Source organism: Mycobacterium sp. (assembly GCF_046330795.1).
Taxonomy (GTDB): domain Bacteria; phylum Actinomycetota; class Actinomycetes; order Mycobacteriales; family Mycobacteriaceae; genus Mycobacterium.
In genome coordinates this window covers 502,759-528,878 of the sequence record NZ_JAXLSA010000001.1, presented here as the reverse complement: position 1 = coordinate 528,878, position 26,120 = coordinate 502,759, and the positions used below count along the sequence as shown (strand labels likewise).

The following is a 26,120-nucleotide window of genomic DNA, read 5'->3' as shown; positions in this document are numbered from 1 at the left end:
GCCGGGTCAGAGCACGGCGGTCATAGTGTTACAGAAGCTATGGCAGACCCGGTCTCGCACAATACAATCGGTGGCCTCTGGATCGAACCATCGATCAACCACCGCCCAATGTATCGGGTGCATCAGATAGGGCCCCATGAGACCGTTCACGTCACTGAACTCCTGCTCGAAGACGTGTGTCCAGGCGGTCGCACCGACAGGCTCCAAGATTGGGCTGAGCTGCCAAGCGCGAATGCTGGACACGTACCGGGGAAGCATCATGAGTTCCCGCTCGAACCGCTCGACGGCCGCCATGTCGGTGTCGGGGGTTACGGACAACAACAGTGCCCGGTACACGCTGCCCGGTTCACCGGTACGTATGGGCATTCCGGTGTAGTCGGCTCCGTTGACCCGGGTTATCGCCGGATCGTCGAGATCCAGATTGAAATAGTTTGGTGCCGAATCGAATCGGAGGTGGACGAGAACATCTCCGCCGTTGCGCGATCCGGGCAGGGTCGGTTCGACGACCCAGTTCTGGGCACCGGAGGCAGCCGCAGCAGTACGCAGCGAGCCGAGCACCCGCGCACGGTCTGGCTCGTCGACATCGAGGAGTCGCGTCACGCTATACATCGCAGAGCCCGTCAACGTCATCGGCAGCCGCGGCCACCGACCGCGAACGCTCGGTCACGAGTTCATCGATCCGCGACCACCATTCGCCCAGCGAGGCATCTGGCCGGCCTTGCCACGTCATCTCCCACCAGGCCTGAGCGCTGGGCAACGTCCAGATCACGGTCACAGTGTTGGGCTGATCGTCGAACCAGATCGGCGGACTGACCAGAACGTCCCGCAACGTCATGCCGCGCTCCCGGGCACCGGGCGCGTACTCCGCCAGGTATCGGTCGATGAACTCCCGGGCGCGGCCGGGCCGCGTGATCACCCGGTCGATGACAGAAACATCGCCCATGCCGTCACGCTAAGGGCGGGGTAGCGGACCCGGATTGCGCGCTCCCGGCCATCGGGAGACCATGGTTGACCACTTCGGCGGGACCGATAACGGTGACGGGATGCCCTCTGCCGTGGACCCGTTCGCCCCCACCCGGCTCGGCCCGGTGACCCTGCGCAACAGGGTGATCAAGGCCGCCACCTCCGAGGGCCGGTCGCCAGACGGCCTGGTGACCGACGACCTGATCGCGTTCCACCGGGCCTTCGCCGACGGCGGCGTCGGTATGACCACGGTCGCCTACTGCTGCGTATCCCGCGAGGGCGCGAGTGCGCCCGGTCAGATCGTGATGAGCGCCCCAGCGCTGCCCGGGCTGCAGAGACTGACCCAGGCGGTTCACCAAGCAGGCGCGGCAATCTCCGCACAACTCGGCCACGCCGGCATCGTGGCACCCAAGAAACTGACGAAAGCCACCGCAGTGGCACCCAGCCGGTTCATCAACCCGACATCGTTCGCCTACTGCCGGGAGATCACCCGGCCCGAGCTCGCCACGGTGTTGGCTCAATTTGCCCAGGCCGCAAAGATCGCCGTCGACGCAGGTTTCGACGCCGTCGAACTGCATTTCGGCCACCTGTACCTGCCGAGTTCGTTCCTGAGCCCGTTGATCAACCGGCGCAAGGATGAGTACGGCGGCGGCATCGACAACCGCTCTCGGCTGGTCAGGGAGATCGCCGAGCTGGTCCGCGACGCGGTGGGCAACCAGATCGCCGTGATCGCCAAACTCGACATGGACGACGGCCTGCCCGGCAGCATCTGGATCGACGAGGCCCTGCGCACCGCGCAGCTGCTCGACCACGACCGGTGTCTGGACGCCCTCGAATTGACCCAGGGTTCTTCGGTTTTCAAACCGATGTACCTATTCCGCGGCGACACCCCGGTCCGGGAATTCGCCGCGGTGATGCCGCCGGCCCTGCGGCCCGGGGTAAGGCTGGCGGGCAAGCAGGTGATGGGTGTTTACCCGTACGAGGATCTGTACATGCTCGAGTCGGCCCGGCAATTCGTCCCGGTTGTCCGAAATACCGAGCTGATCTTGCTGGGCGGCATCACGAACCGCGACCACGTGCAGATCGGGATCAACGAGGGCTTCGGATTCGTGGCGATGGGCCGAGCGCTGCTGCGTGAACCGGATCTGGTGAACAAGATGATTGCCGATCCGAATACCCGCAGCCGCTGTACCCACAACAACAAGTGCATGGTGACGGTGTTCGATCGCACACACTGCGTGCTCGATCCGCATCAGCGCTACGCTGCGATCAGCGCGAAACCAGCTGTCCCACAATAGAGCTGACCTCGGCGCGGGCGCGCTGCGCCAGCTCGAGCATCGGCATGGTCAGGAAGCCGTGGATACCGCCCTCGTAGCTGAGCACGGTGGTCGGCACTTCCGCGTCCTGCAGTGCACGGGCGTAGGCCAATCCCTCGTCCCGCAGCGGATCGCAACCGGCGGCCACCACCACAGCGGGCGGCAGCCCGGTGAGGTCGGCACGCAGGGGTGACGCGTACGGATGGTTGCGGTCGCCCGCCGACGGCACGTACTGATCCCAATACCACTGCAGCGCGGGCTTGGGGTTGTAGTAGCCCTGACCGAACAGCCGGTAGGACTCGGTGTCGAAGTCCGGCGCAATCACGGGATACAGCAACACCTGGCCAGCAAGTTCCGGACCGCCCCGGTCGCGGGCCATCAGCGCCGCGACGGCCGCCAGGTTGCCGCCGGCACTATCACCGCCGACCAGGACGCGGTCACTCTGCTCAGCGGCCCAGCAGGCCACCGAGTAGACGTCCTCCGCCGCGGCCGGCCATGTGTGTTCGGGCGCCAGTCGATAATCAACCGAAACAACCACGGCCGGAACGCGATTCGCCAGCTCGCGCGTCAGGCCATCGTGGCTGTCCAGATCACAGAACACGAATCCGCCGCCGTGCGCGTAGACCATAACCGGCAGATCGGTTCCCTCGGGTCGGTAGACCCGGACCGGAACTCCGGCCACCGTGTCGTCACGAACCTCGGTGACGGGTTCCGGTGAGGTAGTGGCGACGAATCGGGACCTGATCACCGCGCGGGCCTGCGCACCCGTCATGGTGTGGACATCGGGGAAGCCGGAATCGAGTTGCTCGATGATCCCGCCTATCTGCGGGTCGAGTGTCACGCGTACTGCAGGGCGCGCATCGGCCGCCGCTGCTGCAATGTCGGCGTCACACGCTGGGGGCCATCCTCGACGTTGCGCCAGATACCCATGGCCGTCATCCGAACCGGAGCCACCAAGCGCTGGTCGAACATCATCCGGTTCATCGGCCCGCACACCGAGACGGCCGCGACGGCATCGCCCGCACCGCCAATAGGCGCTGCGACGCAACCGAATCCCGGCAGCGCCTCTTCGCGATCGAAGGCGAACCCATGTGAGCGGACCTTGTCGAGCTCGGCCGCGAGCTGGGCCGCGCTACCGATCGAGTATTTGGTCATGCGACTGCTCAGATCGACGTCGTCGTGGTCGTTGTAGGCGATGATGGCCTTGCCGACGGCCGCGCACTGGGCGGGCTGCCGTGCGCCGACCCGGGTCGGGATCGCGGCTGCCATCCGGTCGCCGATCTTGTCGAGGTAGACCACATCGGCGCCGTCGAGCACGGCCAGGTGTACGACGAGTCCGGTGGCGCGGTGCAGTTCGTGCAGCAGGGGAGTGGCGGCGCGGACCAGCCGGTCCTGGTGCACGGCCAGTGACCCGAGTTCGACCAGGCGCATGCCGAGTTCGTAGTCCCGGCCGCTACGGCGTAGCCACCGGAGTTGGACCAGGCGTTCGAGCATCCGGTGCGCGGACGAACGCGGTAGACCGGTACGTCGGACGATCTGGGCCAATGTCAGCCGCCCGGGTCCGTCGAACGCGTCCAGCACCAGCGAGATGCGGTCGATCACCGCGCTGGGGGTGGTGTTCTCGCAGGTTTCGAGGGTGACGGTCATCGGGTCCTCCAAGGGCAGTGCGTGGGCTGTTCGGACTATCAACTATTCCTAATAGGAATATATCGGTTTGTACCATACTGCCGTGCCCGCTGTCACACAAGACACGAAGAACGCCGCCGGACACATGTCGTGTCGCGGCGGCGTCCTCGGTGTTGTGATCAGCCCTTGGCGGCCGACAGACCCGCTCGGCGTCCGTAGAAACTGCCGTCACCCAGGGAGACACCGCTGGCATACCCCCAGGCAGCCAACCCGGCTGTGCACCGTCCGGCGGCATACAAGCCAGGAATGGTCTCGCCGCTGACGTGCAGGACCTCGGCGTCCAGCGTGGTGTGCAGACCTCCCAGGGTGAAACCACCGGTGCTGTCGCGGAGATCGATCGCACCCACGGGCGTCCCGATGGGTTTGAGCCACTGCGCCTTCTTCCCCAATAGCGGATCCTCGCCGCGGGCGGCGCCGTCGTTGTAGGCCGCGACGGTGGCCTGCAGCGCACCGTCCGGCAGCCCGACGTCGCGTTCCAGTTCGACCACCGAATCCGCCACCCAGGTCGGCGGGCGCAGCATCAACTGCGGCGACAGCGACGCCATGGCTTCCTCCTGCGCGTCGCCGTCGATAATCAGGTACGCGGTGTTGTTCTGGTGATACAGCGTCAGCTGCCCGGCCCGGCCGGGATAGGTGTCCTCGGCGACGTACCGCTGGCCGCGTTCATTGACCAGGATGCCGCGGACCAACTGTTGTGGGTCGATGAACAACGCGACCTCGGTGGCGTCCATATGCGCAAGGTCGGCACCCAGGGCCTGGGCCATCCGAATGGCCTGCCCGTCATGCTGTTCGACCGAGGCCGCCGGCCGCCCGGCGATCCGCGGCGCGTACCGGGCCACCATGTCGTCGTTGTAGGCGAAGCTGCCCATCGCCAGCACCACGCCGCGCCGGGCCCGCACCGTGATCTCGGTGCCGTAGCGGCGGGCACGTAGACCCACCACGCGGCCGTCGGCGTCCGCGATGAGCTCTTGGGCACGAACGTCATACAACGCCCGGGCCCCCGCAGCCGTGGCCGTTTCGACGAGCGGCTTCATCAGCATGAAGCCCGCGCTTGCCTCGCCCTGCTTCTTGTTCTGCATCTGCGGCACGTGCCCGCGCGGCGCCGGTGTGGCGATCCTGTTGAACGGGGCGGAGTTCTCGCCGCCGCTGTACATCAGGCCCTGATCGCCCATCGGCTCCCAGCCGGGCTCGCCGAAGAACTCCGCCTTGAACGGCACGCCGCAGTCGACCAGCCACTCGTAGTGAGCGACACTGCCCGCGCAATAGTCCGCGATCCGCGCCTCGTCGGCACCCGGCCCCATCGCAACGTTCAGGAAGGTGGCCATGCTATCGACGGAATCGTCGAAGCCGCAGGCCTTTTGGAGCGGGGTGCCGCCGCCGAGGTAGATGAAACCGCCAGCCATGGCCGCCGCGCCGCCCCACGATCCGGTGCGTTCGAGCACCAGCACGTCGGCGCCGGCCCGGGCAGCCTCGACCGCGGCAGCGGCCCCGGCGACGCCGTAGCCGGCGATTACCACGTCGGCCTCGTCGTCCCAGGAGGTCACCGCATGGCCGCCGGAAGATCGCTGACCCACTGGTGGCCCCAGTAGCTATCCGCGGTGATTTCCTCTGCGGTGTAATAGGTTTCGTCGACCCGCATGCCGTCTGTACCGAACTCGATGTCCCAGTCCCCGGGGGCACGGACGTAGAACGACACCATCTTGTCGTTGGTGTGCCGGCCGAGTGTGGAGGACAGCTGGAACCCGTCGGTATTGACCCGGTCCAATGCCTGACCGACGGCGTCCAGGCTGTCGACCTCCACCATCAGGTGCACCAGGCCTGGATCGCGGATTTGCGACGCAGGGCAGATCGCCAGGCTGTGATGGCGTTCATTGATGCCGAGGAATCGCACCCGGACCGGACCGAACTCCGGCGGCACCGGCACCCGGAACGCGCCGCGGGACCGGAAACCCAGTACCTCGGTGTAGAACTCGAACAGGCCGGGGACGTCGGTGGCCGGCACCACCACATGGCCCAGGCCCTGATCTCCGGTGACGAACCGGGCGCCGAACGGCGTGACCACCGGGCTGTGGTCGAGCACCGCGCCGTGGAACACCTCGACCGTGGTGCCGGCCGGGTCGTCGAACGTAATGACCTCCTCGACCCGGCGGGCATCGGCATCGGCCAGCGAAAGATCCTTGAACGGCACGCCGGCGCCATCGAGGGCGGCCTTCACCCGGCCGAGCGCAGCGCTGTCACGGACCTCCCAGCCCACGGTCAGCACCCGGTCGGCCTCCCCGGACACGACGATGATGCGGGCGGCCCGCTCGTCCATACGGAGGTACAAGGCCGCCGGATCGGGGCCGCTCCCTTCTGCAAAGCCGAGCACCTCGAAGGCGAATTTGCGCCAGCGATCGATATCGGTGGTCGAAACCGTCACATAGCCAAGGCTTTTCAGATCGGTCATCAGAGCCCCCTTAGATCATCGCCCGTAATGGCCCTTGCGGGTCCACGCCGAGCGAGCTCAACGCCGACGCGTGATAAACGGTCCCTGGCACGTGGATGGCGTGCGCCTGCCCGACATGCACGTCGCGCCAGTAGCGCTGCAACGGTTTGTCCATCCGGGTGCCGTTGCCGCCACAGCGCGCGAAGATCTCGTCGACCGCCGACACCGCCCTGGCGACCGCGCGAACCTGGGTGCGCCGACCGGCGGCCCGGTCCTCGAACGACACCTCCTTGCCCGCGTCGACCATGGCGTAGATCCGGTCGGCGTTGGCCAGCAATTCCTGCCGGGCAGCGTTGATATCGGCGGCGGCCTCGCCGATCGCGTACATCACGTACGGGTCGTCCTTGATCGCCACACCGCTGGAATTCACCCGTTCGCGCTGATAGTCCAGCGCCGCCGCCAGCGCGCCCTCGGCGATGCCGATGGTGGCCGACGAGATACCCAGCGGGAACATCGTCGACCACGGCATCAGGTAGAGCGTCTCGGTCATGCCGGCCTCGCGCTGCGCGGTGCCGTCCATCACCTTCATCGCATCCATCGTGCGATAGGTGGGCACGAACGCGTCCTTCACGATGACGTCCTTGGACCCGGTGCCCCGAAGACCGACCACGTCCCAGGAGTCCTCAACGATTTCGTAGTCCTTGCGGGGCAGGATCATGTGCATCATCTGCGGCGGCATGATGGGCTTGCCGTCGGCATCCCCGAGCATGGCCCCCAGGAAAATCCAGTCGCAGTGGTCGGTGCCGGAGCTGAATTGCCAGCGCCCGTTGAAGATGTAGCCGCCCTCCACCGGTCGGGCCACCCCCTGAGGTGCATACGGGGAGGCCACCCAGGTGTCGACGTCGTCGGCCCAGATCTCGGCAGCCACCTTCGGGTCGGCGTAAGCCAGCTGATACGGGTGCACCCCGACCACGCCATTGATCCAGCCCGCCGACGGATCCAACGCCGCGGTGGCCATCACAGTCTCGGCGAACTCCCGAGGATGCACCTCCAGCCCACCGTGGCTCTTGGGCTGCAGCAGCCGGATATTGCCGGCGGCCTTCATATGCTTGACCGTCTCATCGGTCAGCTTGCCGATCTTCTCGGCCTCGGCCGCCTGCGCACGCAACTGGTCCGCCAGGTCGGCCACCCGGTCGATTACCCGTTCGGTCATGTGAAAGTCCTTACCTCAGTAGCTGTTCTCGATGGTCCCTCGGCGAGCCGCCGGCGACGGGCGCAATCCCGGTCAGCGGCCAATCCCTCGAGCCCATTGTCTAGAATTCGATGTGTAGTTCGTCGGAGATTGGCCGAGCCTGGCAGCCCAGGATCAGTCCATCGGCCAGATCTTCCGGTTCCAGGATGTCGCAGGCCGCCATCTCGACCTTCCCGGCTACGACGGTGGCCGCACACGATCCGCACTGGCCCTCTCGGCACGAGTACGGCACCTCCAGGCCGGCACCGAGCATGACGTCCACCAGTGTCGCGGTCCGCGGCCAGCGCAGTTCATGCCGCGCGCCGTCGAGCTCGACGACCACGTCCGCGGTGTCGCCGTTGTCCTCGACCGGTGCCGGTGTGTCGGCGAACGGATCACCGGACAGCGACGTGAACACCTCCAGGTGCACGCGCTCACGGGGGACCCCGGACTCCTGCAGCGCCTCTTTGACCACAGCCATGTAGGGCGCTGGACCGCAGACGAAGCACTGGTAGCCACTGAACCCGCGGGCGAAGCCGGCCAACTGAGCCATGGTCGGCAGGCCCTGCACCGACTCCAGCCAGTGCAGCACCGTCAGTCTGCCGGCGTAGCGGGCCGCCAGCTCGCGCAGTTCGGCGGCGAAGATCACCGAACCCTCGTCCCGGTTGGCGTAGCAAAGCATCACCCGACCGGAGCCGCACGCGAGCGCCGACTTCACGATCGAGATCACCGGAGTGATGCCACTGCCGGCCGCCCACAGCAGGAAGTCGTCCTCGAGGCCCGTCGGGGTGAACAACCCGGCCGGCGGCAGCACCTCGAGGCGATCGCCGGGGGAGACGTTGTCGCACAACCAGTTCGATGCGTATCCACCGGCGGTCCGCTTGACGGTCACCTTCGGTGCGGCATCGGTGTGCGGGGAGCTGGCCAGCGAATAGCAGCGGGCAACCGACCCGGTTTGCGTGCTCGGCACCCGCAGTGTCAAGAATTGTCCTGGCCGGTAGTCCAGCTCGGACATATCGAACACCAGGGACCGGGCGTCGGGGCTCTCCTCGATGACCTCGGTCACCGTCAGGGTGAGGGTCTGCGGCATAGAGCCATGGTGGACCCCGGCGCGCTCCGTTCTCGACCAGGCGTCCGGTGATCGGGAAGCGGTGCGGCCAATCCGGCGCGCGCGGCTAGGTTCGAGCCGTGACTGAGACAGACGTCGTCGTGGTCGGTGCCGGCTTTGCCGGATTGTATGCGCTGCACAAGTTCCGCACCCAGGGCCTGTCGGTGCGGGTGTTCGAATCTGCACCCGCGGTGGGCGGCACCTGGTACTTCAACCGGTATCCGGGTGCCCGCTGCGACGTCGAGAGTGTGGACTACTGCTACTCGTTCTCCGATGAGCTGCAACAGGAATGGACCTGGACCGAGAAGTACGCCACCCAGGGCGAGATCCTCGAGTACCTGAACTGGGTGACAGACAGGCTGGACCTGCGTAGAGGGATCACGTTCAATACGCGCGTCGCCTCCGCGACGCTCGATGAGGATGCGCTGCGATGGACGGTGACCACCGACACCGGGGAGACGGTGGTCGCACGCTTCGTGGTGCTGGCCACCGGCCCGCTGTCGGCCGCGCTGACGCCGGACTTTCCCGGCCTGGACGCCTTCGGCGGCGAGATCTACCACACCGCACACTGGCCGCACGAGAACGTCGACTTCTCCGGCAAGCGGGTTGCGGTGATCGGGACTGGATCCTCTGGTGTGCAGTCGATTCCGCTGATCGCTGGTCAGGCGAGTCAGCTCTACGTGTTCCAGCGCACTCCGAATTACAGCGTGCCGGCCGGGAATCGGCCGCTGAGCGCCGACGAGGTCGCCGACGTCAAGGCCAATTACGCCGAGAGGCGGCGACTCTCGTGGCGCAGCGGCGGCGGATCGCCACACATCGCGCACCCCAAGCTGACCATGGAGGCCAGCCCGGCCGAACGCCGGGAGGCGTTCGAGACCCGGTGGGATCTGGGCGGGGTGCTGTTCTCGAAGACGTTCACCGATCAGATGACCGACCTGGCCGCCAACGACGAGGCACGCAAGTTCTACGAGGAGAAAGTGCGGGCCGTCATCGACGATCCCGCGGTCGCCGACCTGCTGATCCCCACCGACCATCCGATCGGCACCAAGCGAATCTGTACCGACACCAACTACTTCCAGACGTTCAACCGTCCGAACGTCCAGCTGGTGAGCGTTCGCCACACGCCGATCGAGTCCATCGACGCCACCGGCATCAGCACCTCCGACGAACATTACGACGTCGACGCCATCGTGCTGGCCACCGGCTTCGACGCGATGACCGGCGCCGTGGCCAAGATCGACATCACCGGGCGGAACGGAGAGCGGCTGGCCGACGATTGGGCCGACGGCCCGCGGACCTACCTGGGTCTGGAGGTCGATGGATTCCCCAACCTATTCCTGGTGTCCGGCCCCGGTGCGCCGGCGGTGCTGGCCAACATGGTGCTGCACGCCGAAGCGCATGTGAACTGGATCGCCGACGCCATCGGTTACCTGGACGAAAACGGCTACGCCGCACTGGAAGCCACGCCGGATGCCGTCGACAACTGGATTGCCGAATGCGCACAGCGGGCCGACGCGACTCTGTTCACCAAGGCCAATTCCTGGTACTTGGGTGCCAACGTGCCCGGAAAGCCGCGGGTGTTCATGTTGTTCATCGGCGGCTTCGCCGTCTACAACGACATCTGCGCCGAGGTAGCCGCCGCCGGGTACAAGGGGTTCGAATTGCTCGCCGCGCCGTGACGGGCCTATTGGGCAAGGTGGTGCTGGTGACCGGTGCGGCACGAGGTAGCGGTCGAGTGCACTGCCGGCGGTTCGCCGACGTGGGCGCCGACGTGATTGCTATGGACCGTTCAGTCAGCGAATTGTCCGATACTGCGACAGATGTGACGTCCCGTGGCCGGGCGTGTGTGACTGCAGCGGCCAACATCACCGACCTCGATGCGATGACAACAGCCGTGGACGGCGCGGTCGCCGAACTGGGCCGATTGGATGTGATCGTGGCCAACGCCGGTATCCACACGGCCGGCTCACCGGCCTGGGAGCTCGATCCGCTGCAGTGGCAGCGAACTCTGGACATCAACCTCACGGGCGCCTGGCACACGGTCCGTGCGGGGGCGCCGCATCTGGGCGTCGAGGGCGGTTCGGTGATCCTGATCAGTTCCACCAACGGCCTTCGGGGCAGTGCGGGCAGCGCCGATTACACCGCCAGTAAGCACGCCCTGGTGGGGTTGGCCCGCACAGTCGCGAACGAACTGGGGCCACGCAGTATCCGGGTGAACACGATCCACCCGGGCGCGGTCGGAACCCCGATGGTGCTCAACGAGAGGACCTTTCGGCGGCTACGGCCCGATCTGGAGAACCCGACCGCCGCGGACGCCGCCGAGGTACTGCAGCGGCGCAACCTGCTGCCGGTGCCGTGGGTGGAACCCGAGGACGTGGCCAACGCCGTGCTGTTCCTGGCCTCGGACGCCGCCCGCTACATCACCGCCACCACGTTGGTCGTGGACGCCGGCCTGACTCAGAAGACGACATGACAAGACGACTCGAGGGCAAGGTGGCGTTGATCACCGGTGCGGCCCGCGGGATCGGCCGGGCGCAGGCAGTGCGGTTCGCGCAGGAGGGCGCCGACATTGTCGCCCTGGACGTCTGTGGTCCCATCGACACCGTGGTGATTCCGCCTGCCTCGCCCGACGACCTCGCCGAGACGGCACGGTTGGTGGCCGAGGCCGGCAGCCGAATCCACACCGACGTGGTAGATGTCCGCGACCTGGATGCGGTTCGGTCGGCCACGGATGCTGGGGCAGCCATGTTCGGCGGTGTTGACGTGGTGTGTGCGACCGCCGGAATCACCTCCCGCGGGACCGCTCTCGAACTATCGTCCGAGGCCTGGCGGACAATGCTGGACGTGAACCTGACCGGCGTGTGGCACACGTGCACCGCGGCAGCACCGCATTTGATCGCTCGCGGCGGCGGTGCAATGGTGTTGACCAGTTCCATCGCCGGGCTGCGTGGACTGTTGGGGGTAGCGCACTACACCGCTGCCAAACACGGCGTGGTGGGTCTCATGCGCGCCCTCGCCCATGACCTGGCGCCCCACGGCATCCGCGTGAACACCTTGCATCCCACCAATGTCGACACCCCGATGATCCAGAACGACGCGGTCACTTCGGCGTTCCGTCCAGACCTGGACCGGCCACCGACCCGCGACGAATTCGCCAACGCCGCAATAACGATGAATCTCCTGGCGGTGCCATGGATCGAGGCCGTGGACGTGGCGAACGCCACGTTGTTCCTGGCGTCCGACGAGGCCCGCTACATCACGGCGGTCGCACTGCCCGTTGACGCCGGCGCCACGCAGCGATAGGGATGGGAATCATGGGAACCTACGCTGTCACCGGCTCGGCTTCGGGGATGGGCCGTCAGGCCTCCGAGAAGCTCCGCGCCGCCGGACACACCGTGATCGGAGTCGACCTCCGTGACGCGGAAGTGCTGGCGGATCTGTCCACGGCCCAGGGGCGCCGCGCCGCGGCCGATGAGGTCCTGACCGCGACCGGGGGGCGATTGGACGGTGCGGTACTGGCCGCCGGAGTGGGTCCGTTGCCCGGTAAGGACACCGCGCGGCTGATCCTGCAGGTGAACTTCTTCGGGGTGGTCGACCTGCTGGAGGCCTGGCGGCCGGTTTTTGGCCAAGGCGCGAAAGTGGTTGTGGTCGCGAGCAATTCCACGACGACCATGCCCGCTGTTCCGAATCGGTTGGTACGCGGCCTGCTGGACGGTGATGCCGAGAAGGCCGTTGGTGCGCTGCGCTGGTACGGCAAGGCCGCTCCGTCACTGGCCTATGGCGGGTCGAAGATCGCGGTATCGCGCTGGGTACGCCGGCACGCCGTCACGAAGGAGTGGGCAGGCAGAGGCATCAGGCTCAATGCGATCGCTCCCGGCGCGATCCTGACCCCGCTGCTGGAGAAGCAACTGGCCACCCCGAGCGAGGCCAAAGCCATCAATTCGTTCCCGGTGCCGATCGGCGGGTTCGGCGATCCGGGCCAGCTGGCCGATTGGATGCTCTTTATGCTGTCGGATGCTGCCGACTTCCTCTGCGGCAGTGTTGTTTTCGTCGACGGTGGCTCGGACGCCTATTTCCGGGCCGACGACTGGCCCACCCGGGTGCCGATGTCGGGTTTACCGCGCTACCTGTGGCAGTTCCTGCGGTCACGCCGCACGCGTTAGGAATGCCAGTACAGCGCTCTCGAAGGCCGCCTTGGCCTCGATCATCGCCCAGTGTCCGCAATTCGGGAATACATGCAGTTCGGCATTCGGGATCGTGCGCATCGGGATCAGTGCCATGTCCAACGGGCTGACCCGGTCGTCCCGGCCCCAGGTCAACAGCGTCGGCGCTGCCACTTTGTGCATCTGGGCCCACGGTTGCGGGATGTCGGCACTGCGCATGAAGGCCATCATCTGAGCGAACGCTTTCTTGCCGTACATCCGGCGGGCGGATTCCAGCGTTTCGGGATCGGTGGCCAGCGCCCAGCGTTCCTCGATGAGTTGGTCGGTCACGATGCCCTGGTCGAAGACCATCGAGTTGAGCCAGTCGACCAGACGCTGCCGAGTGGGGTCCTCGGTGAACTCCTGCAGCAACCGGATGCCCTCGCTGGGGCCGGGGGAGAAGATATTTGTGCCGATCCCGCCGATGGTGACCAGCTTGCCGATGTGGTCGGGGTTGTTGATGGCGAAGTTGATGCCGACGCCACCCCCCATCGAATTTCCGATGATGTCAACATGCTCCACTCCCAAGCCATCCAGGAACGGCGACACGACACTCTGGGCGTCGATCATCGGGTGGCCGCCGAAGTCGTCGCTGACCCCGAAACCGGGGAATTCCAGGATCAGGCAACGGAACCGTTCGGCGAAGGCCGGCAGCACGCCGCGGAAGTTCCGCCAGCCCGTCACACCCGGCCCGGACCCGTGGAGGAATAGCAGCGCCGGCGCGTCCTGCGCGGTGTCGTAGTAGCGCAGAATGCCACGGTCGGTCGGGAGCTCTCGCAGGTCCAGATCAGTCACGGTCCCACCCTGCCATCCGGCCGATCGCGGCCAGGAGTGTGGTCCCGCTCACTGGATTTCCCGATGGGCGGGACGGTGGCTGCGGCGCCGGTCGCGGGGGTGCAAATCTTGCCGCCATGTCTGCGCCCGTCCGAGGCCCCGAGCGGTGGTCGATCGGGGTTCCGGTGTTGCGTGGTCTCGCGGGGCCTTCGACGGCACTGCAGGCGGTTGGTGGGTTCTTCTCGATGGCTGCTGATGCGGTGCGGTTCGTGTTCGTGCGGCCGTTCCAGTGGCGGGAGTTCTTGGAGCAGTGTTGGTTCATTGCTCGGGTGTCGTTGGCGCCGACGTTGTTGGTGGCGATTCCGTTCACGGTGTTGATCTCGTTCACTTTGAACATTCTTCTTCGTGAGTTGGGGGCGGCGGATCTGTCGGGGGCGGGTGCGGCGTTCGGTGCGGTGACGCAGGTGGGTCCGATGGTGACGGTGTTGATCGTGGCCGGGTCGGGGGCCACGGCGATGTGTGCGGATCTGGGGTCGCGCACGATCCGTGAGGAGATCGACGCGATGGAGGTGCTGGGCATCAACCCGGTGCAACGGTTGGTCACCCCGCGGATGCTGGCCTCCGGCCTGGTCGCGCTGTTGCTCAATTCGTTGGTGGTGATCATCGGGATCATCGGCGGCTACACGTTCAGCGTGTTCATCCAGGATGTGAATCCGGGGGCGTTCGCGGCGGGACTGACCCTGTTGACGGGGGTGCCCGAGGTGATCATCTCGTGCGTCAAGGCGGCCCTGTTCGGGTTGATCGCCGGCCTGGTGGCCTGCTACCGCGGGCTGACCATCTCCGGGGGCGGCGCCAAAGCGGTGGGTAATGCGGTCAACGAGACGGTGGTGTATGCGTTCATGGCGTTGTTCGTGATCAATGTGGTGGTCACCGCCATCGGTATCCGGATGACGGCGCACTGATGGGCACCCAAGCAGTACTGCGGTCCCGGTTCCCGCGGGCGGTCGATCAGTTGGGTCGGCCCCTGTCGTTCTTCGGTCGCCTGGGTGATCACGTCCTGTTCTACGGCCGGGCGATCGCCGGGATGCCGCACGCGACGGTGCATTTCCGTCGGGAGATCATCCGCCTGATCGCCGAAATCTCCATGGGTGCGGGCACGTTGGCGATGATCGGCGGCACCGTGGTGATCGTCGGATTCCTGACCCTGGCCGCCGGTGGCACCCTGGCCATCCAGGGCTACTCCTCGTTGGGCAATATCGGCATCGAAGCGCTGACCGGCTTCCTCTCGGCGTTCATCAATGTGCGCATCGCCGCCCCGGTGGTGGCGGGGATCGGGTTGGCGGCCACGTTCGGGGCCGGGGTGACAGCCCAGCTGGGTGCGATGCGGATCAATGAGGAGATCGACGCCCTGGAATCGATGGGCATCCCCCCGGTCGAATACCTGGTGTCCACGCGGATCGTGGCGGGGATGATCGCGATCACCCCGCTGTACGCGATCGCGGTGATCCTGTCGTTCCTGGCGTCGCAGTTCACCACGGTGGTGCTCTTCGGCCAGTCCGGCGGTCTCTATAACCATTACTTCAACACCTTCCTCAACCCGATCGACCTGTTGTGGTCGTTCCTGCAGGCCGTGTTGATGGCGTTGGCGATCCTGTTGATCCACACCTACTTCGGTTACTTCGCGACCGGTGGACCCTCCGGCGTCGGCGCCGCGGTCGGCAACGCCGTGCGCACCTCCCTGGTCGTGGTCGTCTCGGTCACCCTGCTGGTCTCCCTGGCCGTCTACGGCTCCAACGGCAACTTCAACCTCAGCGGATAGGAGGGCGTCAGTGAGACAGAAGCGTGCAATCGCAGGTGCGCTCTGCGTGCTGGCGATTGCGGCCGTCATCGCACTTGCCGTCGCACTGTTCCGCGGAAGCTTCACCAAAACCGTTCCGCTGACCTTGATCTCGGATCGTGCCGGCCTGGTGATGAACCCCGAGGCCCGGGTCAAGCTCAACGGTGCACAGATCGGCAAGGTCGAATCGGTCGAGCTCCTGCACGACGGGCGCGCCGCGCTACACCTGGCCATCGAACCGAAGGCCGTGGACCTCATCCCGGCAAACGTGACCGCCGACATCACATCGTCCACCGTGTTCGGGGCGAAGTTCGTCCAGCTGACCACCCCGTCCGACCCCTCGCCCGAATCCATCCGGCCCGGTCAGGTTCTCGACAGCCAGCACGTCACCGTCGAGATCAACACTGTCTTCGAGCAACTGGTGAACGTGCTCTCCAAGATCGAACCGGTCAAGCTCAACGAGACGCTCGGCGCGTTCTCCAATGCGCTGAATGGACGAGGCGCCAAGCTCGGACAGAGTATGGCCGACTTCGATGGCATGCTGGCCACCCTGGATCCCAGCAGGCCGAATCTTCAGCACGAGATCGCAACGGCACCAGAGGTTTTCAATTCCTACGCCGATGCGTCCCCGGATCTGGTGGCCACGATGGACAATGCGACCCGGATCAGCGACACCATCGTCGACCGCAGCAGCGACCTGGACCGGTTGCTGGTCAGCGCAATAGGCCTGGCCGACATCGGCAACGATGTGGTGTCCGCCAACCGGCAGCCGCTGACCGACGTGCTCCACCTGCTGGTGCCCACCACGGATCTGACGAACGAGTATCACGAGGCGATCAACTGCGGCCTGGCCGGAATGGCCCCGCTGGCGATGGGGCCGCCCTCGCCGGTGCCGGGAACCCTGTTGCTTGACTCGTTCCAGCTGGGGCGCGAGCGGTACCGGTATCCGCAGAACCTGCCGAAGGTTGCCGCAACCGGCGGACCGCGATGCATGGGTCTGCCGGATATCGGCGCGAATGTCCGGCCGCCATACCTGGTAACCGATATCGATGCCAATCAGGCCCAGTACGGCAACCAGGGGATCCTGCTGAACTCTGATGCACTCAAGCAGGCGCTATTCGGCCCGATCGACGGACCGCCGCGAAACTCCGCACAGATCGGACACCCCGGATGACCGGTTCTCGGGGCACCCTGATCAAGTTCGGTGTGTTCGGCGTCGTCATGGTGCTACTGACCGGAGTTCTGTTCGCGATCTTCGGGCAGTACCGCACCGGCAATACCAACACCTACTCCGCGGTGTTCTCCGATGCTTCCAGCCTGCGTAGTGGGGATTCGGTGCGGGTGGCGGGCATCCGGGTCGGCACGGTGCACGATGTCACGCTGCGCGACGACAACACCGTCCTGGTGGACTTCGACGCCGACCGGGACGTCACCCTGACGTCCGGGACGAAAGCCGTTGCGCGCTATCTGAACCTGGTCGGCGACCGCTATCTTGATCTTGTCGACGGCCCGGGCTCCCCCCGGATACAGCCACCGGGTTCGCAGATACCCGTCGAACGGACCGAGCCGGCACTCGATCTCGACCTGCTGCTCGGCGGCCTCAAGCCCGTTATCCAGGGCCTCAACCCCGAGGCCGTGAACGCCCTGAGCAATTCGCTGATTCAGATCCTGCAGGGCCAGAGCGGCAATATCGATTCACTGCTGGCCAAGACCTCGACATTCAGCAATGCGATCGCCGACAACAGCGAAACCGTGAAACAGCTGATCGACAATCTCAACACCATGGTCGGCACCGTGGCCAAGGACGGCGAGAAGTTCTCCGGGGCCGTCGACGGCCTCGAACGTCTGATCACCGGACTCTCGCAGGACCGCGACCCCATCGGTCAAGCCGTCGACGCACTGGACCGAGGCACCGCTTCGCTCACCGATCTGCTGACCCAGGCGCGTCCGCCGCTCGCCGGCACTATCGAACAACTGAATCGTGTTGCACCACTGCTGGATGACGGCAAGCCCACCCTGGACCTGGCGCTGCAGAAAGCTCCCGGAAACTATCGGAAACTCGTCCGCCTCGGGGCCTATGGCAGTTGGATCAACCAGTACCTGTGCGGGATGTCGGTCCGCGTGACCGACCTGCAGGGCCGCACCGCCTACTTCCCGTGGATCAAGCAGGACGTCGGAAGGTGTGCGGAACCCTGATGCTGAAATATCGAGGCTCCAAACTCATCCGAACCGGCTTCCTCGGAATGGCGGTCGTACTGCTGGTGATCGCCGCGCTGCTGCAGCCCGAGCGCATCGCCTCCTGGGCGACGTCGGTTCGCTATCAAGCGTTGTTCGCCGAAGCCGGCGGTCTGACGCCCGGCAATGACGTCAAGATCTCAGGCGTCAAGGTGGGTACGGTGTCCGATGTCGCGCTCCAGAAGGGCCGGGCCCTGGTCACTTTCGCGCTCAACGGGAAAGTGCGGCTCGGCGCGACCACCACCGCCCACATCCGCACCGGCACCCTGTTGGGCGAGCGGATTCTCACGATCGAACCGTCCGGCGGTGGCAGGATGCACGCACTGGACATGATCCCGCAGAGCCGAACCTCATCGCCCTACTCGCTGACCGAAGCGGTCAGCGACTTCACTGGCAACACCGCCGGTACCGACACCGCAACACTGAGTCAGTCGCTGGACACCCTGAGCGAGACCATCGACCGGATAGCGCCGCAACTAGGGCCCACGTTCACCGGACTGACACGGTTGTCGCATGCCGTGAACGAACGCAACGAACACCTCGCTGAGCTCCTGAAGAGTGCTGCGGACGTCACGCGTGTGTTGTCGGCGCGCAGTGCGCAGGTCAACACGTTGCTGCTCAACGCCAACGACCTCACCGGGATGCTCAACGACCGCCGCTCGGCCATCGTGAACCTGCTGGCGAACACCTCTGCCCTGAGCCAACAGCTGACCGCGATGGTGCACGACAATGAGGAGAAGCTGGCGCCCACCCTGCAGAAGCTCAACGACGTGACTGCGGTGTTGGAGAAGAACAACGACAACATCACGAAAGCTCTGAACGGGCTTGCCAAATACCAGGTGACACAGGGTGAATCGGTCAACAACGGGTTCTTCTACAACGCGTTCGTCGCCAATCTGATCCCCGGCCAATCCACCCAGCCGTTCCTGGACTACATCTTCGGTTTCCGTCGCGGCAGCAATGCCGGACAGCCACCCGACAACGCCGGTCCACGAGCTGAATTCCCCTTCCCCTACAACGGAATTCCGGGAGGGTCCCGATGACCGGCACACGTCGCGCACTGTCGCTGGTCCTGGCCGCCCTGCTGATCGCCGGCGGCGTCGTGGTCGCACGCGAGCGGATGTTCCGGCCCATGGAGATCACTGCGGTGTTCCCGTCCGCGCAGGCGGTCTATCCGGGCGACGAGGTTCGGGTCGCCGGGATCAAGGTCGGCAGCATTCGTTCGATCGACCCGGATGGGACCGAGATCCGGATGGCGCTCGACGTCGATCGAGACGTTCCCGTGCCCGCCGACGCCAAGGCCGTATTGGTCGCGCAGAATCTGATCTCGGCGCGATACGTGCAGCTGACCCCGGCCTACGGTGCCAATGACAGACCCAGCGGACCGAGGATGACCGACGGTGCGACGATTCCGCTCGAACGCACTGCCGTGCCCGTCGAGTGGGATGAGGTCAAGAAGCAATTGACCCGACTGGCAACGGATCTGGGGCCAACCGGCGGAGACACCTCGAGCGCGGCCGGACGGTTCATCGACAGCGCGGCGAACGCGATGGCGGGGAACGGGGACAAACTCCGAGAAACCATCAAGGAGATGTCGGGGATCAGCCGCGTGCTGGCCGACGGCAGCGGCAATATCGTCGACATCGTCAAGAACCTTCAAGTATTCATCAGTGCTCTGCGTGACAGCAATACCCAGATCGTGCAGTTCCAGGATCGGTTGGCCACCCTGACCAGCGTGCTGGACGGCAGCCGTTCCGATATCGACGCAGCCCTGACCAATCTCTCCCAGGCGGTCGGCGAAGTACAGCGGTTCATCGCGGGAACCCGGGATCAGACGGCCGAACAGATCCAACGCCTGGGTGCGGTCACCAAGAACGTCGCCGATCATCAGATGGCATTGAAGAACGTCCTGCACATCGCGCCGTCCGCGTTCGCCAACGGGTACAACATCTACAACCCGGACAGTGGCACGGCCATGGGTGGATTCGCGATGGCAAACTTCGCCAACCCCGTCCAATTGGTCTGTACTGCAATCGCTTCCATCAAGAATGCGACGGCTCCGGAGACCGCGAAACTCTGCCAGCAGTATCTCGGGCCGGCCCTGTCCCTGCTCAACTTCAACTACCTGCCGTTCCCGTTCAACGCGTACCTGGCCAAATCGCCGAGCAACATCGAGTACTCCGATCCCAAGCTCGCCCCCGGGGGCAGCGGGCCCACGCCACCCCTGCCGGGAATCCCGCCGTCGGTGTCGGCCTACACCGGCGCCGGGGACGTGCCACCGCCGCCCGGCTGGACCGACCCGGCGCACCCGCCCGGTGCGTACACCCCCGACGGGTTGCCCGCCGATCCGCAGCCGGCGCTGTTCCCCGGCGCACCGGTGCCAACAGGTGTGTCCCGCCCACCGGATCCCACCCCAGGGCCGGGCAATCTCGCGGACATGTTGCTGCCTGCCGAAGGGAGTCAGCCATGATCACCCGCCGCCTGGCCCTGCTGGCCAGCACCGTGGTCCTGAGCACGAGTGGCTGCGCATTCGGCGGCCTTAATACCCTGCCGTTGCCCGGCACCGTCGGTCGTGGTTCGGACGCCAGCATCTATCATGTCGAGTTGGCAAATGTCGGTACCCTGGAACCGAATTCACCGGTGCTCGTCGGGGATGTCGTCGTCGGCAGTGTCGCCCGGATGCGCCCGCACGACTTCCAGGCCGATGTCGAGGTGTCCGTCCGGCCCGGCACCGCGATCCCGACCAACGCGGTGGCCACGGTAGGACAGACCAGCCTGCTGGGATCGATGCATCTGGCCCTGGACCCGCCACCCGGACAGGCGCCGACGGGTCAACTGCCGCCTGGGTCGACGATCGGCATGGACCGATCATCGACATATCCGTCCACCGAGCAGACCTTGTCGTCGCTGGCGGTCGTGGTCAATGGCGGGGGACTGGGCCAGATCGGGGATATCGTCAAGGAGTTCAACGCAGCGCTCAACGGCCGACAGGTTCAGATCCGTGATCTGCTCATGCGGCTGAACGACTTCGTGGGCATGCTGGCCGATCAGACCGATGACATCAATGCGTCGATCTCCGCGCTGAACCGCATGGCCGGCCAGTTCGCAGGCCAATACGACACCATCACCCGGGCGTTGGACCGGATCCCGCCGGCGCTGGAAGTGCTCAATCGGGAACGCCCCCGGATCACTACGGCGCTGGATAAGTTCCGCGTATTCAGCGACACGGCAACAGGTTTGATCAATGACACCCAGAGTGACCTGGTTCGCAACCTGCAGAATCTGGAACCGACCATCAAGGCGCTGGCTGACATCGGGCCGAACCTGCCGACCGTGCTCGGCTACGCCCCGACGTTCCCGTACCCACAGAACTTCATCGACCGGGGGATCCGCGGTGACTACATGAACCAGTTCATCACCTTCGATTTCACCATCCCGCGCCTCAAGAGCGGCCTGTTCCTGGGCACTCGATGGGGACAGGAAGGTGCGACCCTGGTCCCAGCCCCCGGCGATCCGCCCTGGGCGACCTACACCAAGGACCCGTTGCAGGCACCGATCACCGCGCCACCCGCCGTCGCACCGCTGCCGAAGCTCATCGACCCGCCAGCGGCACCGCAGGAGGGAAACTGATGCTGACACGATTCATCAGGACACAGCTCGTCGTCTTCACCCTGGCCTCGATCATCGGCATTGCCGCGGTGGTGGTGGGGTACCTACAGGCACCGACCCTGCTCGGGATCGGCCGGATGACCGTGAAGCTCGAGTTACCGTCCACCGGCGGCCTCTACCGATTCGCCAACGTGACCTATCGCGGTGTCCAGATCGGCAAGGTCACCGACGTCCAACCGACCCGGGGCGGCGCCGTCGCGACGCTCTCGCTGCAGTCCTCCCCGAAGATCCCTGCCGATCTGCAGGCCAACGTGCAGAGCGTCTCGGCAGTCGGCGAGCAGTTCGTCGATCTGGCACCCCGGACCAAATCTGGCCCCTATCTTCGCGACGGTTCGATCATCACCCGGGCGAATGCCACGGTGCCGCAGGCCGTCGGGCCCATGCTCGATCAGATGAGTGCCCTGGTGGACAGCATCCCGACGCAGAAGATCTCCCCGCTGCTCGATGAATCGCACAAGGCACTCGGCGGGGCCGGATACGACCTGGGATCGCTGTTCGACTCGGCGTCCACCCTGGCTCGCGATGCCGACGGTGTGGCCCAGCAGACGCGCACCCTGATCGACGACAGCCGGCCGCTGCTCGACGGTCAGGCGCAATCCGCCGACGCCATCCGCACCTGGTCGCACAGCCTGGCAGGGGTGACCGGCCAGGTCGCCGCCGACGATCAGCAGTGGCGCACCATCTTGCGCGACGGGCCCGGAGCCGCCGACGAGGCGTCCCGGCTGTTCAACCAGGTGAAGCCCACCTTGCCGGTGCTGCTCGCGAGCCTGACCACGATCGGCCAGATCGCGGTGACCTACCGGCCGGGCATCGAACAGCTGCTGGTGCTGCTGCCACCGGTGGTGGCTTCCACACAGGCCTACGGCATGCCGCGGAACAACCCCACCGGCCAGGCGCTCGGTGACTTCACGCTGTCCATCAGTGACGCACCGGCCTGCACGGTCGGATTCCTGCCCCCGTCGTCGTGGCGCAGCCCGGAGGACCTGAGTGACGTCGATACCCCTGACGGTCTGTACTGCAAGCTGCCGCAGGACTCACCGATCGGCGTCCGAGGCTCCCGCAACACCCCGTGCATGGGCCAACCCGGCAAGCGCGCACCGACCGTCGAGATCTGCGAGAGCCCAGAACCGTATTCGCCTCTCGCGATGCGCCAACATGCATTGGGGGCGTATCCGATCGACCCCGGCCTGATCGCCCAGGGCGTGCCCCCAGACAGCCGGATCGACCCCAGCGCCGGGCTCTACGGGCCGGTCGACGGCACCCCGATGCCACCGTCGACGCCGACGGCACCGCCGCCCCCTGGGGTTGCTCCGAGTGCGTTCCAGAGTGCGCCCGGCCCGTCGGTGGCCATCGCCACCTATGACCCGCTGACCGGAAAGTTCGTGGCACCCGACGGTGCGGTGTTGCGGCAGTCCAACCTGGCACAGAACGGCGGAGCCGCGTCATGGACCGATTTGATGCCGACATGAGAACCGTGCGCATTCTGGTCACAGTGCTCACAGCATGCGCCGGGCTGGCAATTCCGTTGCCCGCGAACGCTGATCAGGCAGAGTGGGGGATCAACGGCAGGTTCACCGCGACGTCGAACGGTGAATGGGCGCGTACCAACGACCGCTACCAGAATGAGAGCAGCATCCGTCAGGTGTGGACGATCTCGACACAGTGCAGCTATCCGACCGAATGCACCGGCACGGTCGACAGCGACTGGGGTTGGACCGCGCCGATCTACCAGAAGAGCGGCGTCTGGTATGTCAAGCGGACGGTGGACGGTTGGGAGCCCTGCCCGGACGGGACCAAGTCGCCCGGAATGCAGGTCTACCGATTCTCACGCACCACGCCCGGTGGCGACATGGGCGATCCGGCCGCCACCACCCTGGTCGGCGAGGACCAGACCACCGGCGTCAGCGGAGCGTGCGGGATCAGCAAGCCGCTGTTCATCCAGATGCCGTTCAAGCTCGCCCCCGCGTAGGCTTTACACCTTCGCCTTAATTTGTAATGCTGATCACATGGCTCAGCTCCCGCGGATGCTCCGATTCGGCACCCACCTGGCACAAGGCGCGCGCCGACTGGCCGTCGACTCCGCACTCGGCGGGCGCCGGTCCTTCCCCCGCACCGTCGGCGATCTGACCGCCGAGAACCTGTCGGCCATCACCGGCCGCCGGATCACTGGCGCCGCATTGCTCGACGAGGAACCCGGCACATCGACACATGCGCGCCTCGCCCTGACCGGGGATGACGTGCCCGGGTCGGTGTTCGTGAAGATGTCGGCCGGCAGCATCGGCATCCGGATGCTGGGCGAGTTGGCCGGACTGGGGGAGACCGAGGCGCGCTTCTACCGCCACCTGGCACCCGATCTGGGCGATCGCGCCCTGCCGGGCTCGTACGGCGCCGGGTTCGATCCGCTGACCGGTCGTTACGTGGTGGTGCTCGAGGATATGACCTCCTCGCCCTGCCAGTTCCCCGACACCCTGCATCCACTGGACAAGGACCAGATGGGTCAGCTGATCGAGTGTTTCGCGCACCTGCACGCCACCTTCTGGGGTGCGCTCCCGGTACGCCCCGGAAAAGGCAGCGCCACAGATAAATTCGGCTGGCTGACACCGCCCTCACAAGACCCGTCCAACCCGATCACACCGTTGGTGATGAGGTCATCCGCAAGGAAGCTGAAAGACCGGACGGACGTCGGCGACGGCGCATTCCTCTGGGAGAACTTCCAGGCCATCGCCGAGGTGATCGACATGGGTCCGCACACCGTGCTGCACGGTGACGCGCACCCGGGCAACACGTTCTTCCGCAACGGGCAGGCCGGCCTCCTGGACTGGCAGGTGGTGCGCCGCGGTCACCCGGCCCGCGACCTGGCCTACACCATGGTGCTGGGGATGCCGACCGACGACCGGCGCGCGGTCCAAAACGATCTGCTCGATACCTACCGCCAGGCCCTGGCCTCCGCAGGCGGTCCCGAGCTGGACCGCGACGAATTGTTCACGCGATACCGCCAATGCGTGATCCACCCCTACTTCTCGGCGCTGTCCACCGCGGCGCTCGGCGGGATGCAGTCCGACGACGTCGCACTCGAAGGTCTTCGGCGTGCGGTAGCCGCCCTCGACGATCTGGACCCGGTGGGCGCGCTGAAACCCGCGCTGTCGCGCTAGCGGGGTTTGAGGCCGAACCGCCGACGACCCTGCGCGGAGAAGGCGCGCATCACGGCCCGGGCGAACGCCGAGCGACGCTTCGAGGACGGGTACCACATCAGTTCGGACTTCTGGGTCGGGATGCGCGGTGACGTGATCGCTTGCTGCCGGCAGTATTTGATGATCCCGGCGGCGCCGCCGGCGCGATAACCGACCCCGGACTCCTTCCAACCGCCCATCGGTATGCCGGGGCAGAACACGTTGATGGCCGCATCGTTGACGTTGACCGCTCCGGCCTCGATCCGACGGGCAATCCGCTCACCGCGATGCGAGTCCGCGGTCCAGACCGTCGCCGACAGACCGTATTTCGAGTCGTTGGCCAACCGGATTGCCTCGTTCTCGTCGGCTACCTTGACCACCGGCAGTGTCGGCCCGAAGGTCTCGTCGGTCATGCACGTCATCGATTGGTCGACATCGGCGAGCACCGTCGGCTCGAAGAACGTGCCCACCCCGGTCGGCGCGCCACCGGTCAGGACCCGCGCGCCGGCCGCCGTCGCGGCGTTGACGTGGCCGGCCACGATATCGCGTTGCGCTTCGGTCGCCATCGCGCCGGTGTCCCCGTCGACGCCTTGGCGAACCGAGCGCACCCGGTCGACCAGTTTGGCGAGGAACTCGTCGTACACCGGTGCCTCCACATAGATCCGCTCGACCGAGACACACACCTGGCCGGAGTTGAACAGACCACCCCAGGCAATGCCGTTGGCGGCCCGATCCAGGTCGGCGTCGGCCAGCACGATCGCCGGATCCTTACCTCCGAGTTCCAGCCCGTACGGGATCAGCCGCTGCGCGCAGGCCACCGCGACCTTGCGGCCGGTGGCCGCAGAACCGGTGAACTGGACGAAGTCCGACTGTTCGATGAGCGCAGCCCCGGTGTCCCCGTATCCCGTGGCGACGTCCAGCACCGGCGGCGCACCGATCTCGGCCCAGCCGCGGACGAATTCGACCCCCGACAGCGGCGTCACCTCCGACGGTTTGAGCAGCACCGCCGCTCCGGCTGCCAGCGCGGGCGGTACGTCCACGCCCGGCATCGCCAGCGGGAAGTTCCACGGCGTGATGACGCCGACCAGCGGATAGGGCCGGTAGACGGTGGTGAAGCGCTTGACCTGGTAGATCGGGCTGTGGGCCTTCGGGTGCCGATCGGCCAGGTACTCCTCGGCATGTTTGGCCCAGTAGCCGACGTTATCGGCGGTGGCGACGGGCTCGAGGGCCGCATCGGTGTGGGACTTGCCGGTCTCCGACTGCAGAACCTCGGTCAGGTGGTCGGCGTTGTCCAACAGCCAGCCCTGGAACTCGAGCAACCAGCGTTTCCGTCCGCGCGGGCCGAGTGCTTCCCATTCCGGTTGGGCCGCACGCAGTTTCGCGGCCTTGGCGGCGACGGCGCCGGCATCGTCGATCGGTACGGAGCCCGAGAGGGAACCGTTGGCCGGATTGTGCACCCCGATCGAGGTGGCGACGACGGGTGAATCGACTGCAGTCATGAGAA

General features: G+C 66.0%; 25 protein-coding genes. 15 read left to right on the top strand and 10 right to left on the bottom strand.

All coding sequences use genetic code 11. The features are described 5' to 3' along the window. Window positions 1-6 precede the first annotated feature (6 nt). Both U0R18_RS02570 and U0R18_RS02565 read right to left on the bottom strand, forming a co-directional pair. A complete protein-coding gene (locus tag U0R18_RS02570; RefSeq protein ID WP_526365635.1) occupies window positions 7-609 on the bottom strand; it encodes a Dabb family protein in 603 nt (200 codons plus the stop codon). Beyond that, window positions 602-943: a hypothetical protein gene (locus tag U0R18_RS02565; protein ID WP_526365633.1), complete on the bottom strand. Its 342-nt coding sequence runs from the start codon at window positions 941-943 to the stop codon at window positions 602-604. Before U0R18_RS02565 ends, U0R18_RS02570 begins: the two co-directional genes overlap by 8 nt. 100 nt (window positions 944-1,043) lie before the next feature. Between U0R18_RS02565 and U0R18_RS02560 the strand changes: the two genes are divergently transcribed. After that, complete coding sequence (locus tag U0R18_RS02560) at window positions 1,044-2,261, top strand: NADH:flavin oxidoreductase (protein WP_526365631.1); 1,218 nt, start codon at window positions 1,044-1,046, stop codon at window positions 2,259-2,261. Here U0R18_RS02560 and lipP1 read toward each other — a convergent pair. The 6 genes from lipP1 to U0R18_RS02530 all read right to left on the bottom strand — a co-directional run bounded on the left by lipP1 (window position 2,233) and on the right by U0R18_RS02530 (window position 8,711). Next, entirely contained in the window at window positions 2,233-3,120 is an 888-nt protein-coding gene (gene lipP1 / locus U0R18_RS02555; RefSeq protein ID WP_526365629.1) for a LipP1 family hormone-sensitive lipase, read from the bottom strand. The genes U0R18_RS02560 and lipP1 overlap by 29 nt on opposite strands. Then, window positions 3,117-3,926, bottom strand: a complete 810-nt coding sequence (locus U0R18_RS02550) for an IclR family transcriptional regulator (protein ID WP_526365627.1) — start codon at window positions 3,924-3,926, stop codon at window positions 3,117-3,119. Before U0R18_RS02550 ends, lipP1 begins: the two co-directional genes overlap by 4 nt. 158 nt (window positions 3,927-4,084) lie before the next feature. Then, window positions 4,085-5,539 carry an FAD-dependent oxidoreductase gene (locus U0R18_RS02545; protein WP_526365625.1) on the bottom strand — a complete coding sequence of 485 codons (1,455 nt, stop codon included), beginning with the start codon at window positions 5,537-5,539 and terminating at the stop codon, window positions 4,085-4,087. Beyond that, entirely contained in the window at window positions 5,506-6,411 is a 906-nt protein-coding gene (gene bphC / locus U0R18_RS02540) for a biphenyl-2,3-diol 1,2-dioxygenase (protein ID WP_526365623.1), read from the bottom strand. The genes U0R18_RS02545 and bphC overlap by 34 nt, the downstream gene beginning before the upstream one ends. Window positions 6,412-6,421: 10 nt before the next feature. After that, on the bottom strand, window positions 6,422-7,603 hold the full coding sequence (locus tag U0R18_RS02535; RefSeq protein WP_526365621.1) for an acyl-CoA dehydrogenase family protein: 1,182 nt from the start codon (window positions 7,601-7,603) through the stop codon (window positions 6,422-6,424). A gap of 100 nt (window positions 7,604-7,703) precedes the next feature. Then, complete coding sequence (locus U0R18_RS02530) at window positions 7,704-8,711, bottom strand: 2Fe-2S iron-sulfur cluster-binding protein (RefSeq protein WP_526365619.1); 1,008 nt, start codon at window positions 8,709-8,711, stop codon at window positions 7,704-7,706. A 98-nt stretch (window positions 8,712-8,809) separates the two neighbouring features. Here U0R18_RS02530 and U0R18_RS02525 point away from each other — a divergent pair, with 98 nt between their 5' ends. Genes U0R18_RS02525 through U0R18_RS02510 form a run of 4 tightly spaced genes read left to right on the top strand, consistent with a single transcriptional unit; the run spans window position 8,810 to window position 12,892 of the window. Next, window positions 8,810-10,408 (top strand): flavin-containing monooxygenase, encoded by a 1,599-nt coding sequence (locus U0R18_RS02525; RefSeq protein ID WP_526365617.1) that lies wholly within the window; start codon window positions 8,810-8,812, stop codon window positions 10,406-10,408. After that, on the top strand, window positions 10,405-11,202 hold the full coding sequence (locus U0R18_RS02520) for a mycofactocin-coupled SDR family oxidoreductase (RefSeq protein WP_526365615.1): 798 nt from the start codon (window positions 10,405-10,407) through the stop codon (window positions 11,200-11,202). The genes U0R18_RS02525 and U0R18_RS02520 overlap by 4 nt, the downstream gene beginning before the upstream one ends. Beyond that, window positions 11,199-12,032 carry a mycofactocin-coupled SDR family oxidoreductase gene (locus U0R18_RS02515; protein WP_526365613.1) on the top strand — a complete coding sequence of 278 codons (834 nt, stop codon included), beginning with the start codon at window positions 11,199-11,201 and terminating at the stop codon, window positions 12,030-12,032. Before U0R18_RS02520 ends, U0R18_RS02515 begins: the two co-directional genes overlap by 4 nt. A gap of 11 nt (window positions 12,033-12,043) precedes the next feature. Next, on the top strand, window positions 12,044-12,892 hold the full coding sequence (locus U0R18_RS02510) for an SDR family oxidoreductase (protein WP_526365611.1): 849 nt from the start codon (window positions 12,044-12,046) through the stop codon (window positions 12,890-12,892). On the opposite strand, the gene U0R18_RS02505 is transcribed toward U0R18_RS02510, so the two are convergent. Next, the gene (locus U0R18_RS02505) at window positions 12,875-13,726 is read right to left on the bottom strand and encodes an alpha/beta fold hydrolase (RefSeq protein WP_526365609.1); all 852 of its coding nucleotides are present in this window, start codon (window positions 13,724-13,726) and stop codon (window positions 12,875-12,877) included. The genes U0R18_RS02510 and U0R18_RS02505 overlap by 18 nt on opposite strands. Before the next feature lie 116 nt (window positions 13,727-13,842). Between U0R18_RS02505 and U0R18_RS02500 the strand changes: the two genes are divergently transcribed. From U0R18_RS02500 to U0R18_RS02455, 10 genes are read left to right on the top strand one after another with little or no spacing between them, the layout of a single operon-like run. Continuing rightward, window positions 13,843-14,667, top strand: a complete 825-nt coding sequence (locus tag U0R18_RS02500) for an MlaE family ABC transporter permease (protein ID WP_526365607.1) — start codon at window positions 13,843-13,845, stop codon at window positions 14,665-14,667. Then, a complete protein-coding gene (locus tag U0R18_RS02495) occupies window positions 14,667-15,524 on the top strand; it encodes an MlaE family ABC transporter permease (RefSeq protein ID WP_526365605.1) in 858 nt (285 codons plus the stop codon). The genes U0R18_RS02500 and U0R18_RS02495 overlap by 1 nt, the downstream gene beginning before the upstream one ends. A gap of 10 nt (window positions 15,525-15,534) precedes the next feature. Further along, a complete protein-coding gene (locus U0R18_RS02490; RefSeq protein ID WP_526365603.1) occupies window positions 15,535-16,716 on the top strand; it encodes an MCE family protein in 1,182 nt (393 codons plus the stop codon). Continuing rightward, entirely contained in the window at window positions 16,713-17,738 is a 1,026-nt protein-coding gene (locus U0R18_RS02485; protein WP_526365601.1) for an MCE family protein, read from the top strand. The genes U0R18_RS02490 and U0R18_RS02485 overlap by 4 nt, the downstream gene beginning before the upstream one ends. Beyond that, the gene (locus U0R18_RS02480) at window positions 17,738-18,820 is read left to right on the top strand and encodes an MCE family protein (protein ID WP_526365599.1); all 1,083 of its coding nucleotides are present in this window, start codon (window positions 17,738-17,740) and stop codon (window positions 18,818-18,820) included. The genes U0R18_RS02485 and U0R18_RS02480 overlap by 1 nt, the downstream gene beginning before the upstream one ends. After that, entirely contained in the window at window positions 18,817-20,247 is a 1,431-nt protein-coding gene (locus U0R18_RS02475; protein ID WP_526365597.1) for an MCE family protein, read from the top strand. Before U0R18_RS02480 ends, U0R18_RS02475 begins: the two co-directional genes overlap by 4 nt. After that, window positions 20,244-21,407 carry an MCE family protein gene (locus tag U0R18_RS02470; protein WP_526365595.1) on the top strand — a complete coding sequence of 388 codons (1,164 nt, stop codon included), beginning with the start codon at window positions 20,244-20,246 and terminating at the stop codon, window positions 21,405-21,407. Before U0R18_RS02475 ends, U0R18_RS02470 begins: the two co-directional genes overlap by 4 nt. Beyond that, window positions 21,407-22,915 carry an MCE family protein gene (locus tag U0R18_RS02465; protein ID WP_526365593.1) on the top strand — a complete coding sequence of 503 codons (1,509 nt, stop codon included), beginning with the start codon at window positions 21,407-21,409 and terminating at the stop codon, window positions 22,913-22,915. The genes U0R18_RS02470 and U0R18_RS02465 overlap by 1 nt, the downstream gene beginning before the upstream one ends. Next, window positions 22,912-23,415, top strand: coding sequence for an Rv2253/PknI dimerization domain-containing protein (locus tag U0R18_RS02460; RefSeq protein WP_526365591.1), 504 nt, complete (start codon window positions 22,912-22,914; stop codon window positions 23,413-23,415). The genes U0R18_RS02465 and U0R18_RS02460 overlap by 4 nt, the downstream gene beginning before the upstream one ends. A gap of 37 nt (window positions 23,416-23,452) precedes the next feature. Further along, window positions 23,453-24,598 carry a phosphotransferase family protein gene (locus tag U0R18_RS02455; protein ID WP_526365589.1) on the top strand — a complete coding sequence of 382 codons (1,146 nt, stop codon included), beginning with the start codon at window positions 23,453-23,455 and terminating at the stop codon, window positions 24,596-24,598. Here the strand turns inward: U0R18_RS02455 and U0R18_RS02450 are convergent. After that, a complete protein-coding gene (locus U0R18_RS02450; RefSeq protein ID WP_526365587.1) occupies window positions 24,595-26,115 on the bottom strand; it encodes an aldehyde dehydrogenase family protein in 1,521 nt (506 codons plus the stop codon). The genes U0R18_RS02455 and U0R18_RS02450 overlap by 4 nt on opposite strands. Window positions 26,116-26,120 lie beyond the last annotated feature (5 nt).